The 14,873-nt window shown below is 40.1% G+C and carries 14 protein-coding genes, 1 tRNA gene and 3 pseudogenes; 13 read left to right on the top strand and 5 right to left on the bottom strand.

Translation table 11 applies throughout. The features are described 5' to 3' along the window. The first annotated feature begins 201 nt into the window (after positions 1-201). From HMPREF9064_RS02010 to HMPREF9064_RS10115, 13 genes and pseudogenes are all read left to right on the top strand, one after another. Positions 202-570 carry a phage terminase small subunit P27 family gene (locus HMPREF9064_RS02010; RefSeq protein WP_005633848.1) on the top strand — a complete coding sequence of 123 codons (369 nt, stop codon included), beginning with the start codon at positions 202-204 and terminating at the stop codon, positions 568-570. Positions 571-577: 7 nt separating this feature from the next. Continuing rightward, positions 578-2,246 (top strand): annotated as a pseudogene (locus HMPREF9064_RS09640) (terminase large subunit). A 546-nt stretch (positions 2,247-2,792) separates the two neighbouring features. Further along, complete coding sequence (locus HMPREF9064_RS02025) at positions 2,793-3,353, top strand: hypothetical protein (protein ID WP_006719247.1); 561 nt, start codon at positions 2,793-2,795, stop codon at positions 3,351-3,353. Positions 3,354-3,497: 144 nt separating this feature from the next. Beyond that, on the top strand, positions 3,498-4,454 hold the full coding sequence (locus HMPREF9064_RS02030; RefSeq protein ID WP_006719246.1) for a hypothetical protein: 957 nt from the start codon (positions 3,498-3,500) through the stop codon (positions 4,452-4,454). Between the two features lie 144 nt (positions 4,455-4,598). After that, a complete protein-coding gene (locus HMPREF9064_RS02035; protein WP_006719245.1) occupies positions 4,599-4,802 on the top strand; it encodes a helix-turn-helix transcriptional regulator in 204 nt (67 codons plus the stop codon). An 11-nt stretch (positions 4,803-4,813) separates the two neighbouring features. Then, a complete protein-coding gene (locus tag HMPREF9064_RS02040; protein WP_005633836.1) occupies positions 4,814-5,125 on the top strand; it encodes a hypothetical protein in 312 nt (103 codons plus the stop codon). A 198-nt stretch (positions 5,126-5,323) separates the two neighbouring features. Further along, positions 5,324-5,923, top strand: coding sequence for a host cell division inhibitor Icd-like protein (locus HMPREF9064_RS02045; RefSeq protein ID WP_006719243.1), 600 nt, complete (start codon positions 5,324-5,326; stop codon positions 5,921-5,923). Continuing rightward, positions 5,916-6,098 (top strand): hypothetical protein, encoded by a 183-nt coding sequence (locus tag HMPREF9064_RS02050; protein WP_006719242.1) that lies wholly within the window; start codon positions 5,916-5,918, stop codon positions 6,096-6,098. Before HMPREF9064_RS02045 ends, HMPREF9064_RS02050 begins: the two co-directional genes overlap by 8 nt. Positions 6,099-6,113: 15 nt before the next feature. Continuing rightward, a complete protein-coding gene (locus HMPREF9064_RS02055; RefSeq protein ID WP_006719240.1) occupies positions 6,114-6,305 on the top strand; it encodes a hypothetical protein in 192 nt (63 codons plus the stop codon). Positions 6,306-6,309: 4 nt separating this feature from the next. After that, a pseudogene (locus HMPREF9064_RS02060) lies at positions 6,310-6,642 on the top strand (hypothetical protein); the annotation flags it as partial. Then, complete coding sequence (locus HMPREF9064_RS02065) at positions 6,635-6,859, top strand: hypothetical protein (protein ID WP_006719238.1); 225 nt, start codon at positions 6,635-6,637, stop codon at positions 6,857-6,859. The pseudogene HMPREF9064_RS02060 and the gene HMPREF9064_RS02065, both read left to right, overlap by 8 nt. Beyond that, complete coding sequence (locus HMPREF9064_RS02070) at positions 6,859-7,302, top strand: hypothetical protein (RefSeq protein WP_006719237.1); 444 nt, start codon at positions 6,859-6,861, stop codon at positions 7,300-7,302. Before HMPREF9064_RS02065 ends, HMPREF9064_RS02070 begins: the two co-directional genes overlap by 1 nt. Continuing rightward, positions 7,286-9,072 (top strand): annotated as a pseudogene (locus HMPREF9064_RS10115) (DNA primase family protein). The gene HMPREF9064_RS02070 and the pseudogene HMPREF9064_RS10115 overlap by 17 nt, the downstream one beginning before the upstream one ends. Before the next feature lie 164 nt (positions 9,073-9,236). Here HMPREF9064_RS10115 and HMPREF9064_RS02080 read toward each other — a convergent pair. From HMPREF9064_RS02080 to rpsU, 5 genes are all read right to left on the bottom strand, one after another. Further along, positions 9,237-10,433, bottom strand: a complete 1,197-nt coding sequence (locus HMPREF9064_RS02080; protein ID WP_006719234.1) for a tyrosine-type recombinase/integrase — start codon at positions 10,431-10,433, stop codon at positions 9,237-9,239. A gap of 198 nt (positions 10,434-10,631) precedes the next feature. After that, positions 10,632-10,708, bottom strand: a tRNA-Ile gene (locus tag HMPREF9064_RS02085). A gap of 126 nt (positions 10,709-10,834) precedes the next feature. Continuing rightward, entirely contained in the window at positions 10,835-12,700 is a 1,866-nt protein-coding gene (rpoD, locus tag HMPREF9064_RS02090) for an RNA polymerase sigma factor RpoD (RefSeq protein WP_006719233.1), read from the bottom strand. 75 nt (positions 12,701-12,775) lie between these two features. Beyond that, positions 12,776-14,536, bottom strand: coding sequence for a DNA primase (dnaG, locus tag HMPREF9064_RS02095; protein WP_006719232.1), 1,761 nt, complete (start codon positions 14,534-14,536; stop codon positions 12,776-12,778). Between the two features lie 121 nt (positions 14,537-14,657). Next, positions 14,658-14,873, bottom strand: a complete 216-nt coding sequence (rpsU, locus tag HMPREF9064_RS02100; RefSeq protein WP_005701713.1) for a 30S ribosomal protein S21 — start codon at positions 14,871-14,873, stop codon at positions 14,658-14,660.

Raw genomic sequence — 14,873 nt, 5'->3', positions numbered from 1 at the left:
TACCTGAGCTAACCAATCCAATTTTGGATTAGTCGAAATTTTGAACAAAATCCAACTTTGGACTTTGCTTTAAATTAAACGATTACAAAAAGACAATTTGAAGAGGTGGGGGAGTTTTTGAAAGAAAGTGGCAACCCTACGGAACCGCCCGCCCACTCAAATTTTTAAGCAAAGTGATTTTTTAGAAAATAAGGAAAGTGAATGAGCAAGCGAAAAAGTTATAAAACGCCTGATTTCTTGGATGATATTGCTAAAAGCCAATGGAAAGCGCGTATTAAACAACTTTCAGAACGTGGCGATATTAAGCCGGAAGATTTAACAAACCTTGAAATTTATTGCGAAAACTACGCAATTTGGCGGCATTCCGTGGCAGATTTAGCCAAAAATGGCTTCATTATCGTAAATAGCCAAGGCACACAATCAAGAAACCCGGCATTATCCGCGAAAGCAGATGCCGAAAAAGTCATGATCAAGATGTCTTCCCTGTTAGGCTTCGATCCAGTAAGTCGCCGTAAAAATCCAGTAGAAACGGACGTTACTGATATGTTGGATGAAATCCTCACAATGTAGGCGAAAAATGGAAACCTGGCACGAATACGCGAAGAAAGTTCAATCAGGTGAAATTAGTGGCTTGTCGTAAGATAAAACAAGCCGTAGCGCGTTATTTTGACGATTTAGCGAACCCCGCTTATTTCTTTGATGAAAGTGCGGTAAATAAATTCTTGGCTTTCTCCCGCCTATGCCCACACGTTAAAGGGCATTTACGCGGGCAACCAATCGAGCTTTCAGACTGGCAGACGTTTCTATTCGCCAATCTGTTAGGCTTTAAGCGCACCAATACCGGCTTGAGAAAATATCGTTCCGCTTATATCCAAGTGGCGCGAAAAAATGCCAAGTCCACCGTGGCCGCCGTGTTGGCTAATTGGTTCCTACTGATGGAATCAGGCCAACAAGATATTTACACTGCAGCAGTAAGCCGAGACCAAGCCCGCATTGTGTTTGATGATGCGCGCCAAATGTGCTTGCTTTCCCCGCCTTTGCGCAAACGGCTCAATATTCAGCAGCATAAACTGATTAATCCGAAATCAAATAGCTTAATGCGCCCATTAGCGGCTAAATCCTCAACCATTGAGGGAACTAACCCAAGTCTCGCCATTGTGGACGAATACCACCTACACACTGATAACAGCGTTTACAGCGCATTAGAACTAGGGCAAGGCGCACGCCCGGAAGGTTTACTGTTTGCCATTACTACAGCGGGAAGTAACGTTATTTCCGCTTGTAAGCAGCACTATGATTACTGCGCGCAAATACTGGAAGGCAACGAACAAAACGACAGCTTATTTGTGCTGATTTTTGAATTGGACGAAGAAAGCGAAATTGATAATCCGGAAAACTGGGTAAAAGCCAATCCGAATATCGGTAAATCCATTCCTTACCTTGATTTTGAAAACACGATCAAGAAAGCCCGAGGGATTCCTTCCGAGTGGGTGGAAATGCTTACCAAGCGTTTTAATGTTTGGTGCCAAGGAACAACGCCATGGCTAGGTGAAGGCAATTGGGCGCAGTGCGCACGAGATTACACGGAAAGCGACTTACTTCACCAAGATTGCTATTTAGGCTTGGATTTATCTAGCACCAACGACCTAACAAGCCTTTGTTACACCTTCCCTCAAGGGAAAAAAGTGCGGTTGATTACCCGGCATTATATTCCTGAATTTCAGCTTAATAATGTGGCTAACAAGAACCGGGCAATCTATCGAAACTGGGTGCGCCAAGGGTGGCTAATTGCCACAGAGGGCGACTGTATCGACTATGACAAAATCCGCGATGATATTTTGAAAGATGCGGAAAACTTCAATATCAAAATGATCGGCTTTGATGTTTGGAACGCCACGCATTTAAGAACGCAATTACAGGCAGCAGGCTTAGAGGTAGAACCGTTCCCACAAACCTATCAACGATTTAGCCCGGTGGCCAAAAGTGCGGAAGTGTTGATAAATCGCCAAGTGATAGAACACCACGGCGATCCGGTACTTTCGTGGGCATTATCCAATGTTGTGATGGAAACCGATGCGAACGCCAACATAAAACCGAACAAGAAAAAGGCCGCAAACAAAATCGATCCGGCAGTAGCTTTCTTGATGTCATTCGGTACTTATCAACTTGAATATGGCGATCTGATTTTTGAGTTATCGGAAGAACACAAACAGGCACTAGAACAATTTAATGGTATTGATTTATGAGATGTAAAAAAATCCCTACGCTTCACAACGTGGGGATTTTTATTTAATAAGGAAAATACAGCCCAAGCCATCATTGACAGTATTTAAATATAAGCCCCCGAACTGCGGAAGCACCTACTACAAACCGTTTCCAATATGTAGCGCATTAATTATAACGCAGAATAAATAATCCTAAAACAGCCGTAGCTTAACGGGGCTTAACGATTGTTTGCCTATTCCCAAATCTAATGCTAGAATCAGCACAACTCTATTCATATATACAAATTCTAACCATAAACATTATGGAACACTTTTATAATTGTATTAGTAGCGTTTTTACTAAGTTAGCTGAAAAACCGTTACAGTCAATGTTTTCTTTAATTTTACTTTTAATTTTTGCTCAATCTAGCCAAGAGCAAAAAGATCAGATTCTACAGGTGATATTGGAGTATATACAAGAACCCACAAAAAGTTACATGGCATATATTATATTAGTTGGGTTATTGCTTGCCAGCGTAGCTTGTAATGTTCGTTTATACATCAAACTAAAGATAACGGAGGACAAAGATGGATAATCTACTACTAACATTTTTATCTATACTATGCGTTGTTTTCCTTATTGAATGGGTATATAAAAAAATTATCTTACCTCTCATAATCTATAAGTATCAGAAAAAACATTCAGCTATACAGAAACAGTTATCAGCTATTTTAGTTGAAAAAGATGTTGATGTTAAAGCTAAAGAGGTATTGGAAAAACTACTAAGATCTCATTTTAGTAGAATAGCTCTTGATAATATAAAAATTCGTTGGAAATTTATACGATATATCAATTCCAATGAAGAAGCTAGATTTGCTTATAGAAAAAATATTGATGAAAACCAGAATATTCTTGAAAATGCAACCTTAAATGAGTTTCATAATATTTTTGATTCGTCAGCAAATATTGTTCACGCAGCTTTTATATTTAATAGTCTACTAGATATTATTATAATGGTGTTCTTTCTTATTTTTACTATTCCAATTTTATTGGCTCTTGGATTATTAGGAAAAGTCCCTAAAATATTTAAACCTTTATTTAATATAAATAAGCCGGATTTATCTACTATAGATTCTAAACGTGCTTAATCAATCAAAACACGCCTATATTGTTTGATATTGGCGTGTTTTTTTTCAGAAATAATTCAACGCACCTAGGCTGATCCCCGAAAGTAAGAAGCCTTATCTTGTTGGTGCGTTCCTATCATAAGGACAAATGCGAAAGGGGCATTTATGTCGAATCAAAAGTTCTTGCCTAAAAAGGCATATTCAATCACTGATGCGGTAAAATATATCTCATTGAACTACAATATTAATATTTCAGAATACGATTTATTAGAATATATTCAATCAGGTGATTTACAAGCTTCAATTCATCTTGAAGGGCGAATTAATAAGATAGATAGCGTAAATAAACGGGAAATTCCACATAATAAAACGCTAAATATTAGAAATGAAGAAATATTTTTACAATTTAGCCAAGGGGAAACAAAGTCAGAAATAGAACACAACGAAAACTTTGAAATTTACAGAATAAAACTAAATAACATTTATTTTAGTATTGATGTTATATTAAATGATGCCTACTACCTCCCTGACTACTTTTCTAAAAATGATGAAATAAAGCTTTATACCGGAGAATTAGACCGTTTTAGAAATCTTGTTTTTAATGGTTATTTTCCTCTCTCTAAGGAAGTATTCGAACCATACAATACCCTAGAGCTAATAGAGCGTGGTTATATAGAGGAATTCCCTGATATTTATGTAAACACCTTTTCTGGGCTTTATCTTCATTTGCCTATTTACGAAAACAGAACAGAGCTTTATTTAGATGATATTTATATTATTCACGAGGATATGATCTCATTTTTGAAATTATTTTCCGTAATTGATGAAAGTTATGAACAGCAAGAAGAAATTCAGAAACTTAAAAATCAAATTAGTGATAAAAATAAACAAATTGAAGAATTCCAAAAAGAGATAGGGGAAAGTAGTAGAGAAATTTCTGGAAAATCTGAAACTTCTTACTTAAATCTTATACAAGCCTTAAAAGAACTTTGTTTGTCTGAAAATAGCTTTGGCAACCAAGAAGAATTAATAGTTTATATTAGTGAACAATATCAAGGTTATACTGGATTAAGTGAAGCTAATTTACGAGATAAATTCAGCAAAGCAAATAAAATCAAATAACCCCTTCAAGAGATCTATATAGATTCGTTTTGGATCTATATAGATTTTGCCACCCTAAAAAATCCTTTCTAATACCTCCCGTTCGAACAACTCAACGGAATAGAACGCTATTCCACATGGTTAAACTAACGAAAGGTATTTTTTATGAGCCAATCTCAAACCCAATCTAAAAAACTCATCACCGGTGCCGATGTTTGCCGACGCGTAAGCTTTGGCCGCACCAAACTCAATGAGCTTGTAAAAGCTAAACAATTCCCACAACCGATCCGCTTTTCACAAAACTTTGTCCGTTGGGATTTAGAAGAAGTAAATGCGTGGATTGAAGAACAAAAAGCAGCACGCGCTTAAGGTGGTGGAAGATGAACGAAGCAAGAAAACCAACACAATTCTTAAAAGTGTTACACCGCTTAATTCTTTCTAGTATTAGCGGCATTGATGGTTACTCAATGGGCATGACGTCAGCGCGTAACTATATCAGTGAACTTGAACGCAATCATTTAACCGGCAAAGTGAAACGTACAACGGAAAAGACTGCAGATGGAATGGGACAATATTACCGCTATGAAATCGCAGATGCCGAACAGTTAAAACAGGTGATTGCCATTTATAAGGCTAAGGGAGGTGAGCTTACTGCGCATGAAGAACAGCAAGCCTACTTTCGATTCCGTTAAAAGAAAAACGCCGCAAGGCTCAACCCAAGCGGCGCATTTCCCTACCTTAAGAATCACTCAGAAGGTAGATAACCTAAATTACATGAGAGCGGAAACAGCGGAACACACTTTGAACGCTAATGAATGATTTTAGCGACCATGAGCCAAACACAAAGCACACGCCACGTTTCCCGATCTAAATCCATAAAAGGAACGAATATGAATTTAAATCACGTTAATTATAAACAATATGAAAATAATTACAACAGCTTTCACTTTACAAAGTGCGGTCAAATTTGCGAGTATATCCACACCTTAGCAAAATCTAAGGTCAGCCGTGAGAAGCTGAATATTAAGTTATTGGCGAACGATAGCACGCCTTTTAACCGTGCTTTTTTTGTTCGTGACATTCGCACACCTAAAGAATTTGCGGATTTTGTTTTATCTAATCTAAAAATTCATTCAATGGTAGAGCGTAATAGGCCGTCTTTGACGGGCTGTTTTCCAATAACGACAGTTTCTCACCCTGTTACGTTCTACCGCCCGACCGTGAGAAGTCTAGCGGTAGATTCTAAAAATCAGTTATTGGAATCTACGCAAATGTATCAATTCATTTTTGCGGCTATTCGCCGTACCGATCTAACCAATCACATTCAAAAAATCCGTATCACTGCCGATACAGAACAAGCCGCGCGCGCCAAATTCGCCCGTGATTTTGTTCTTGTGCTTACCGGCAAAATCAATCTTCAAAACACCGTGAAAAACGACCGCGCTTTTTCGGCAATCTCTCGTGATTCTATGGAGGTGGCTCATGCGTAATGAAGAAATTACCAAAGCACTTGAAGGATTGTGGGAAGCTCAAGCGATTTCAGAACTAATTAGCAAAGGCAATGGAACGATTGATAAGGTTGATCGCACCACCTATGAAGCCGCCTTCCGTGCCGTATCAAAATTAATCCTCACTTCTGTAATGTCGTTAGAAGAAGAGCTTTAGGGAGAGGACAAAATCATGAAGAAATTAGACGCAATGGACGAAATCACAAAAAATCTTGCTCAAGCGGAAGCTATTCTTCTGATGGTGGATAACAACACAAGGGAGAAAGCATTAAGCGATTCACTTTGGGCCGTGCGTGATCTGATTGTGCGGACTAAAGATGCAGTGAATGTACTTTGGGAGGGTGGCAATAATGAAAGTAAGTAACCAGTATAAGGGGAAACTCTCATTCAATCCTTTACACGCGGAATATGCGCAAATCAGTCGCCAATTTAAGTTAATCCATGACAGCAATCAACGTTGCTTAGAGGTTTACCCGGACGACTTCCATCACAAACTAAAAATGCGCGGCGAATGTGCGGATTTAGTGGAACGGTTAAAAGGTGGTGGAAAGTTATTTAACGAATTGGCGAAAGCTGCCGATTTAACAAAAGAACAGACCGCACTTTTAAAGGACTTCAATCAGGCAAACGGCTATTTAATTTCTAAATTTGCCGAAGTAGTAACACAAATTGAACGATTACAGGTGGTGGCAAATGCGTAAGTTAAAAACCAAAGTAAGCAAGAAGCGCCCTAGCCTATTTGAGGAAGAACGCTTGCCGGATTGGGAACAGTTGGTAAAAGCCATTAAACAGACTGAATTTTATCTTAGCTTTGCCAAAGACTACATTCACAACGGACATTTAAAAGGCGCAACAGACGCGCTGAAATCAATTAAACGAGCAACTACAGCAGGATTGAAAATCACGGGGGTGAAATAATGGATCTCAATCAAAAAATGGATTATTCCAAACTAAATGCCATTGAATTGAACGCGATTTCAATCAGTCATCAGAACATGGGAAAACCTAAAGATGAAGCCTTTAATTCGTCTTTCCCTTATACCACCGAATCAATTTTGGCATTAGCTGAACAGTTTATTGATTATCCCGCTGAATATCTCGGTGGGCTAAAAATTCTTCGTGATGAATTAATCACGATCAATAAGCATTTACTACAGATGGCGCCAAAACCGCCTTCTTTAGCGCCGGAGGAAACCGCAGCAATGCTATCCAATGATGAACTTATAGATGGCTTATTGAAGCATAGCTTAGTGATTTCCTTGGTAAGCACATTTTCATATTTTCAGGAAATCGTTGCCATGCGTATCAATATGATTGAGAACGGCGCAGTTGAGGGGGTAAATCATGGCCCGCTTAATTAATGCACCACATTTAGCAGATCAGCCGAAAGAACCTTATTCAGCGTTAATCATTCTTGCCGGGCGTAAAGCTTGGCAAGCATGGAACAAAGGAAAAGACGAAGAATGGTTGTTATTGTGTTCATTGGTGGAAGGTATGGACGCTAGACAAAAGCCGGTGATTCTTGCCGAACAGCAGCTTGAAGATATTTCAGGAATCAGACTAGCCGACCCGGAACAACGCTCAATCATGATTTTCCAATGTGGTGAATTGGAGCAAACAGAAATCACCGGTATTTGTCACAATCTAGCAAAGCATACAAAAGCTGATCATGTTGTTTTATATGATGGCGCTGCGCAGATGAAGGAAAATCTAAGTGGTTACATTCAACGACTACGCACGGATAAAAGTGCGGTAGAAATTGCGGATAAAATTGCTCAGCCGCCGAAATTGAAAGAAAAGGACGGAACTAATGTAAAAGCCCGAGCATTCGTAAAATGGCTGAATCTAGATATTGCTCAACACAGCTTAGATAAGGAGCTTTATCATTACACTGGCGCAAATTGGGAGATTCTACCTAGATCGGAATTGGAGGTTAAAGCCGTTCAGTTTTACGATGAACAAGAATTTACTTATAGTGCCCGTTCTATTGATTCAATGATTGATACAGCGAAGATTCAAGCGGCCAAAATGGGGGAACAGTCCAAGGAGTTATTAGAAAAAATGGCGTATTAAATCGTTCTACCTTGGAATTTAGTCCACATTGTCGGGAAAATTGGCTCACTTCCTTTATTCCGTACGATTACACGAATCAGGAAGAAAATACACCGCACTTTGATAATTGGTTGAATTTTGTTGCTGATGGCAAGGAAGATAAAAAGCAAGCAATCTTGGGCGCACTTTACGCGATTTTAACGAATCGCCATAACTGGCAATTATTCTTTGAAGTAACCGGCGATGGTGGTAGCGGAAAATCGGTATTTGCGCAAATTGCCACAATGTTAGCCGGCGAACAAAACACGGAAAGAGGTCGATTAGTCGATTTAGACGAACCGCGCGGCCGTGAAAACTTTGTGAATAAAACGCTCATTCTATGCCTGGAACAATCCCGCTATGGCGGTGATGGTGGTGGACTAAAAAGCATTAGTGCGGGGGATTTAGTCAATATCGATCCGAAGCACAAAAGCAAGTTTAAAGCGGACATTCCCGCGATAGTGCTAATCGTCAACAATGAGCCAACACGCTTCACAGAAAGAAACGGAGGTATTGAACGCCGCCGAGTGATTTTTCACTTTGATAAGGTGGTGCCGGAAAGTAAACGCGATCCGCACTTAATGGATAAGATAGAAGCTGAAGCGGGAGGAATTATTTATAAACTGATTCAGGCTTTTAAAAATCCGTTAGATGCGAAAAAAGCGCTAACCAAACAAAAGGAAAGCGCCGAAGCGTTAGAAATCAAAATGAACTCAGATCATTTAACGGTGTTTTGTAGTTATTTCCTAACCTCTCAAGAAAGTAACGGGCTAGGAATTGGCAACGCAAAAACCGGACTTCCAAGAACGCACCTTTACCCGGCTTACTTGGTATTTATCGAAGCCAATAATATTCAAAATGCTTTAACACTGAATAACTTTACCGAATCATTGAGACAAGGATTGGCGCAACATAAAAATAAATATCCATACACCCGCAGACGAATTACTTCCGGTGCGGAAAAAGGAAGATATATCACTAACGTACACTTTAAAAACTTTGATGAGTTTTATAATGAGTACATAAAATCAAATAGATAGTGAAAGGCGCGGCATAAAAACCGCGCTTTTTTCATCTAAAAAGGTGAATACCTAGGTGAATAACTTCGATTTCGTCTTCAACTTATAAGCATTTGAAAAATAAAAGAAAGTAAACAAGTGAACGAGTGAACGCACTTTTTAAATATTTTCCACGTACATCACTTTTAACGTTCACATTGTTCTACATAATCGCCCCAAAGTTGCATCACCGGCTTGCGTTGTTCAAGGAAATCAGCCCTATCATAAATCTTGCCTGTTTGCGTGCCCGTTTTATGAGAAATACACATTTCAGCCACTTCATAATCAATACGCAGATCGGCTAAATAAGTGTGCCCGATTGTTCTTAATCCATGAGCAGTTTGTTTATTCTTGTAGCCCAAATCGACTAACATTTTATTGATTGTTTGACTGCTCATTGGTTGGTTAGACTTAATCCAACTTTGAAAAACATATTCGCTTTTCACGGATATACTTTTCATTTTGTTTAGAATTGCCATAGCTTGGGAAGAAAGGGGAATTACAAAAGGATGCCTTTTCTTCATTCTGTTAGCCGGGATAGTCCATAAAGATTTTTTAAAATCAATTTCAGACCATGTGGCGTTACTTGCTTCAGCAGGTCGTACCATGGTTAATAACTGAAATTTGAATAATAACTTTGTTTGAATGGCCGCACTGGAATACATCACGGCTTTTATTAATTCCGGTAGTTCTTTTGGTGTTATTGCCGGGTTGTTGGTGGATTTTCCAAAGTTAAATACTTCATTGATTCGTAAGCAAGGATTAAAGGCAATTAGGCCGTAGTTTACAGCGAAATTAAGTACTTCATTCAATAGCCGAATAGTGCGCTTTAATGTATCGCCCTTGCCTTGGTTATAGAGTGATTCTAATGCTTCAATAACAACCTTTGGCAGAATTTCATTTATTGGCATATCACCAATAAAAGGAAACAAATAGATTTCCATGCGGCGCCAATCTTTTTTTAATGTCTCAGCTTCTACTTTTTGAACCTTCTTGGCCTTCCAACGATTAGCAACAGATAGCAAGCTATTTTCTATATGCTCAATAGCGGCTTTCTGTTCTTGTTCTTTGTGTTCTTGTGGATCTATGCCTTGGGCCAACAAAGAGCGATATTCTTCACGAATAGAACGGGCTTGAGCCAAAGATAAAGCGGGATAAGTTCCTAAAGAAACTTTAGTACGTTTTTTAGTAAGTGGGCGGATATAGTTAAAACGCCATGATTTAACGCCGGTAGGCAAGACTAATAGAAATAATCCATAGCCATCAGTAAGGGTGTATTCTTTGGCTTTTGGCTTAGATCTTTCTACTTCGGTATTGGTTAGAGGCTTAGTAATTTTAGGCATATTTGGTAACCATTTAGCAATTTTATGTAACCACGGAAAAGGGATATTAGCACATGGTTACAATCGTGGTTACAAAAAAGAGCGGTTAAGGGCGATTGTTTACGAGGGGGTACGATAGGGTAAAACGCTATAAAGTCTTATAATTACTAGCTTTAACTGGTGTTTTTGATGAGTTGCGAGGGGGCGTGATAAGTTTTTTGGTGCCCCCAACAGGACTTGAACCTGTGACCAATCGATTATGAGTCGACTGCTCTAACCGACTGAGCTATGGGGGCGGTAAGAGTTGCGGTGGGATTATAGGGAAATATCGGGTTAAAGTCTAGCCTCGCCATCTTGTGTGTGTTTAATTTAAACAAAAAAGGATAAGCCTTTTGACTTATCCTTTTTTCTTGTATTAAAAATTACTCGTCCAAGAAACTGCGTAAAGTTTCTGAACGACTTGGGTGGCGTAATTTGCGTAGTGCTTTGGCTTCGATTTGACGAATACGTTCACGGGTCACGTCAAATTGTTTGCCGACTTCTTCTAATGTGTGATCGGTGTTCATGTCGATACCGAAACGCATACGAAGCACTTTCGCTTCACGCGGCGTTAAGCCCTCCAACACTTCGTGTGTCGCTGCTTTTAAACTTTGTGCGGTGGCAGAATCCAGAGGAAGCTCTAAGGTAGAGTCTTCGATGAAATCACCTAAATGGGAATCATCGTCATCACCGATTGGGGTTTCCATGGAAATCGGCTCTTTAGCAATTTTCAGCACTTTACGGATTTTATCTTCCGGCATACCCATACGTTCCGCTAATTCTTCCGGTGTTGCTTCACGACCCATCTCTTGCAACATTTGACGAGAAATACGATTGAGTTTATTGATGGTCTCAATCATATGCACCGGAATACGAATGGTACGTGCCTGGTCTGCGATAGAACGGGTAATTGCCTGACGAATCCACCAGGTGGCATAAGTAGAGAATTTGTAACCGCGACGGTATTCAAATTTATCTACGGCTTTCATCAAACCAATGTTACCTTCTTGAATTAAATCAAGGAATTGTAAGCCACGGTTGGTGTATTTTTTGGCAATGGAAATCACCAAACGAAGGTTTGCTTCCACCATTTCTTTTTTTGCACGGCGGGCTTTGAGTTCACCTTGTGAGATACGTTCACCAATTTCTCGAATTTGTCCAATGGTTAAATTGGTGTCTTGCTCAATTTGAACTAAATGAGCAATTGCTTGGCGCAATTCATCTTCATACTGTGCGAGTTTTTCAGACCAAGACTTACCGGCGGCAAGCGCTTTTACCAACCATACATCGCTGGTTTCATGGCCAATAAAGCTTTTTTGGAAACTGGATTTTGGCATTTTAGCGTTATCTACGACAAGACGTTGAATCAGACGCTCTTGATGGCGAACACGTTTCATCATATCTCGCGTAGATAAAACAAGGGTATCAAATTGCTTTGGCACTAAACGGAACTGAGTGAAAATATCTGATAATGCCTGAATTTCATCTTTCGCTTTTTTGCCGGTTCGACCGTGTTTTGCAATGATTTCTAGCGTTTTTTGATGTTGTTGTCTAAGTGCGGTGAATTTTTCACGTGCTACTTCAGGATCAATGCTGTTATCGCTATCGCTGTCGTCACTGGCGCTTTCTTCGCTATCTTCTTCGTCTTCGCTTTCATCATCAATTTCAGCTGCAGCAACGTTTTCTTCGCCTTCTTCTGAATGGAATTCATCTAATTCGGCCGTTTCTGATTCGCTTAATACGTTTGGATCCACGAAACCGGTAATTAGGTCAGCTAAACGAACGCCACCACTTTCTACCAAATCATATTGTTCAATGAGATAGGTAATGGCTTCAGGGTAAGCGGCAATTGCGCTTTGAACTTCGTTGATGCCTTCTTCAATTCGTTTAGCGATATCAATTTCACCTTCACGGGTGAGCAATTCTACGCTACCCATTTCGCGCATATACATACGTACCGGGTCAGTCGTGCGACCGAGTTCTGCTTCTACGCTGGATAGTACTTGGGTTGCTTCTTCAACGACATCTTCATCGGTGATATTTTCATTGAGCATCAGATCATCCGCATCCGGTGCGGTTTCCAACACTTGAATCCCCATGTCGTTGATCATCTGAATAATATCTTCAATTTGATCCGCATCGACTAATTCTTCAGGGAGACTGTCATTCACCTCAGCATAGGTTAAATAACCTTGCTCTTTCCCTTGAGCGATGAGTAGTTTCAATTGAGATTGTGGATTTTGATCCATATTTGATATCCGCCTTGCTTACTTATTTGGAGAAGATAAAATGCTAGGAATTCTAACATTCTTACTCAGGTTTAACTATTTCTTTTCTTGTTTTTTTACCAACAAATGTGAAAGCTCTTTTTTCTCGTTGAGATCCAATCCTTCCGCACGATCTTTAGCGATGAGCCAATGGATGCGTTTATCAACCAGTTGCAGGTAAAAGTAACGTAATGTTTCGCGGAACGTGTCCTCGATCTTATCGTCTTCAATCAAGTGGTTCCACGCCAGCAGTTTTTCAAGTGTTTTTTGTTGTTTTGTATCACGCCAGTGCTCTAGTAACTGCCCTGCACTGATGCCCACTTTTTCGCGGCAAAGTGCGGTCAATTCTACGAATAAATCGTAGCCCGGCTCGTCCAAATTTTTGAGCGGCTCCAAATCCGGTACGAATTTCACCAGCTCCGGGTTTTGTAGCAATAACGCGACCAAAATACGCATTGGTGTCGGCTTAAATTGGATCCCTTGTGCGACAGGTTCATTTTCTTGTTTTGCCTGATTGGGCATTAAACTTTCAAGTTGAGTGGGATCTAAAATGCCTAGCTTTTTGGCAAGCATATTGCGTAAATCCAAACGTAATACATCACCCGGAATTTGTTTAATCAGCGGAATTGCCAGTGCAGCAAGTTTTGCTTTGCCTTCTTTTGAGGAGAAATCCACTTTCGGGGTTAAATGGGCGAACAAAAATTCACTCAAGGATTGCGCCTTCTCAATGTATTCTTCGAAGCCTTGCTTACCGTATTGACGAATGAAACTATCCGGGTCTTCGTCATCAGGTAAAAAGATAAATTTCAGCTGGCGGCCATCTTCCATATAAGGCAACGCATTTTCCAGCGCTCGCCATGCGGCATCGCGTCCGGCGCGATCGCCGTCATAACAACAAATCACTTGTTCCGTGGAGCGAAAGAGTAATTGAATTTGTTCCGAGGTGGTGGACGTACCGAGAGACGCCACGGCATAATTGACACCGAATTGGGCTAATGCCACCACATCCATATAACCTTCAACAACCAGTAATTTTTGTGGTGAATCATCCGCCTGTAAGGCTTCAAATAAACCGTAAAGTTCACTGCCTTTGTGATAGGTGATGGTTTCCGGCGAGTTTAAGTATTTGGGTTTTTCATCGGTTAACACGCGTCCGCCGAAAGCCACGGTGCGTCCGCGACGATCGCGAATCGGGAACATAATCCGATTACGGAATTTGTCGTACACATTGCCACGATCATTGCGCGACAACATGCCTAAATCGAACAGTTTTTGTTGCTCTTCACGCGTTTTACCAAATTGACGATAAACGGTATCCATGGCATTCGGCACATAACCGATTTGAAAACGTTCAATGATTTCCGCTGATAAACCACGCTGTTGCAGATAACTTTGTGCAGGAATATTTAACGGCAATTGTTGCTGATAAAACTTAGCAATCTCCTGCATGAGTTCATACAGATTACGCTTGGTTTGATAGCCAACTTGCTTGCCGTTATCGTTAAAGTGCGGTCGTTTTTCGTAGGGAATTTCCAACCCGAGAAAGCCTGCGAGTTCTTCCACCGCTTCCACAAATTCCAGCTTGTCGTATTCCATTAAAAAGGAAATCGCATTGCCATGCGCACCACAACCGAAACAATGATAAAACTGCTTTTTATCGCTGACGGTAAAAGAAGGCGTTTTTTCATGGTGAAACGGGCAGCAGGCTTGATAATCACGGCCGGCTTTTTTCAGTTTTACGCGGGAATTAATTAAATCGACGATGTTAATTTTGGTTAAAATATCGTCTATAAATGTGCGGGGAATGGAACCTTTCATCGAGTATTCTGCCTCTTATTGTGAACGAAATATGAGCCTAACTGATGAGATTGAGAGAAAATAAAACCGTGAGCCTAGGAAGATTCACGGTTTTTATAACTCGAGTTAAAAATACTGCTAATTAGTATAAACGTGTATTACGAGCGTTTTCACGAGCAACGCGTTTTGCATGACGTTTTGCGCGAGTTGCATTTTCACGTTTACGAATTGTCGTTGGTTTTTCGTAGAATTCACGAGCACGAACTTCTGCTAAGATACCAGCTTTTTCGCAAGAGCGTTTGAAACGACGTAATGCTACGTCAAAGGATTCATTTTCACGAACTTTAATTACAGGCAT

Source organism: Aggregatibacter segnis ATCC 33393 (assembly GCF_000185305.1).
GTDB lineage: Bacteria > Pseudomonadota > Gammaproteobacteria > Enterobacterales > Pasteurellaceae > Aggregatibacter > Aggregatibacter segnis.
The sequence above is the reverse complement of the archived record's forward strand: the minus strand, read 5'-3'. Positions and strand labels throughout refer to the sequence as shown.

Coding starts and splice junctions, on each gene's coding strand:
- HMPREF9064_RS02010 (WP_005633848.1), top strand. CDS start 202: ATGAGCAAGCGAAAAAGTTATAAAACGCCTGATTTCTTGGATGATATT.
- HMPREF9064_RS02025 (WP_006719247.1), top strand. CDS start 2,793: ATGGATAATCTACTACTAACATTTTTATCTATACTATGCGTTGTTTTC.
- HMPREF9064_RS02030 (WP_006719246.1), top strand. CDS start 3,498: ATGTCGAATCAAAAGTTCTTGCCTAAAAAGGCATATTCAATCACTGAT.
- HMPREF9064_RS02035 (WP_006719245.1), top strand. CDS start 4,599: ATGAGCCAATCTCAAACCCAATCTAAAAAACTCATCACCGGTGCCGAT.
- HMPREF9064_RS02040 (WP_005633836.1), top strand. CDS start 4,814: ATGAACGAAGCAAGAAAACCAACACAATTCTTAAAAGTGTTACACCGC.
- HMPREF9064_RS02045 (WP_006719243.1), top strand. CDS start 5,324: ATGAATTTAAATCACGTTAATTATAAACAATATGAAAATAATTACAAC.
- HMPREF9064_RS02050 (WP_006719242.1), top strand. CDS start 5,916: ATGCGTAATGAAGAAATTACCAAAGCACTTGAAGGATTGTGGGAAGCT.
- HMPREF9064_RS02055 (WP_006719240.1), top strand. CDS start 6,114: ATGAAGAAATTAGACGCAATGGACGAAATCACAAAAAATCTTGCTCAA.
- HMPREF9064_RS02065 (WP_006719238.1), top strand. CDS start 6,635: ATGCGTAAGTTAAAAACCAAAGTAAGCAAGAAGCGCCCTAGCCTATTT.
- HMPREF9064_RS02070 (WP_006719237.1), top strand. CDS start 6,859: ATGGATCTCAATCAAAAAATGGATTATTCCAAACTAAATGCCATTGAA.
- HMPREF9064_RS02080 (WP_006719234.1), bottom strand. CDS start 10,433: ATGCCTAAAATTACTAAGCCTCTAACCAATACCGAAGTAGAAAGATCT.
- rpoD (WP_006719233.1), bottom strand. CDS start 12,700: ATGGATCAAAATCCACAATCTCAATTGAAACTACTCATCGCTCAAGGG.
- dnaG (WP_006719232.1), bottom strand. CDS start 14,536: ATGAAAGGTTCCATTCCCCGCACATTTATAGACGATATTTTAACCAAA.
- rpsU (WP_005701713.1), bottom strand. CDS start 14,873: ATGCCTGTAATTAAAGTTCGTGAAAATGAATCCTTTGACGTAGCATTA.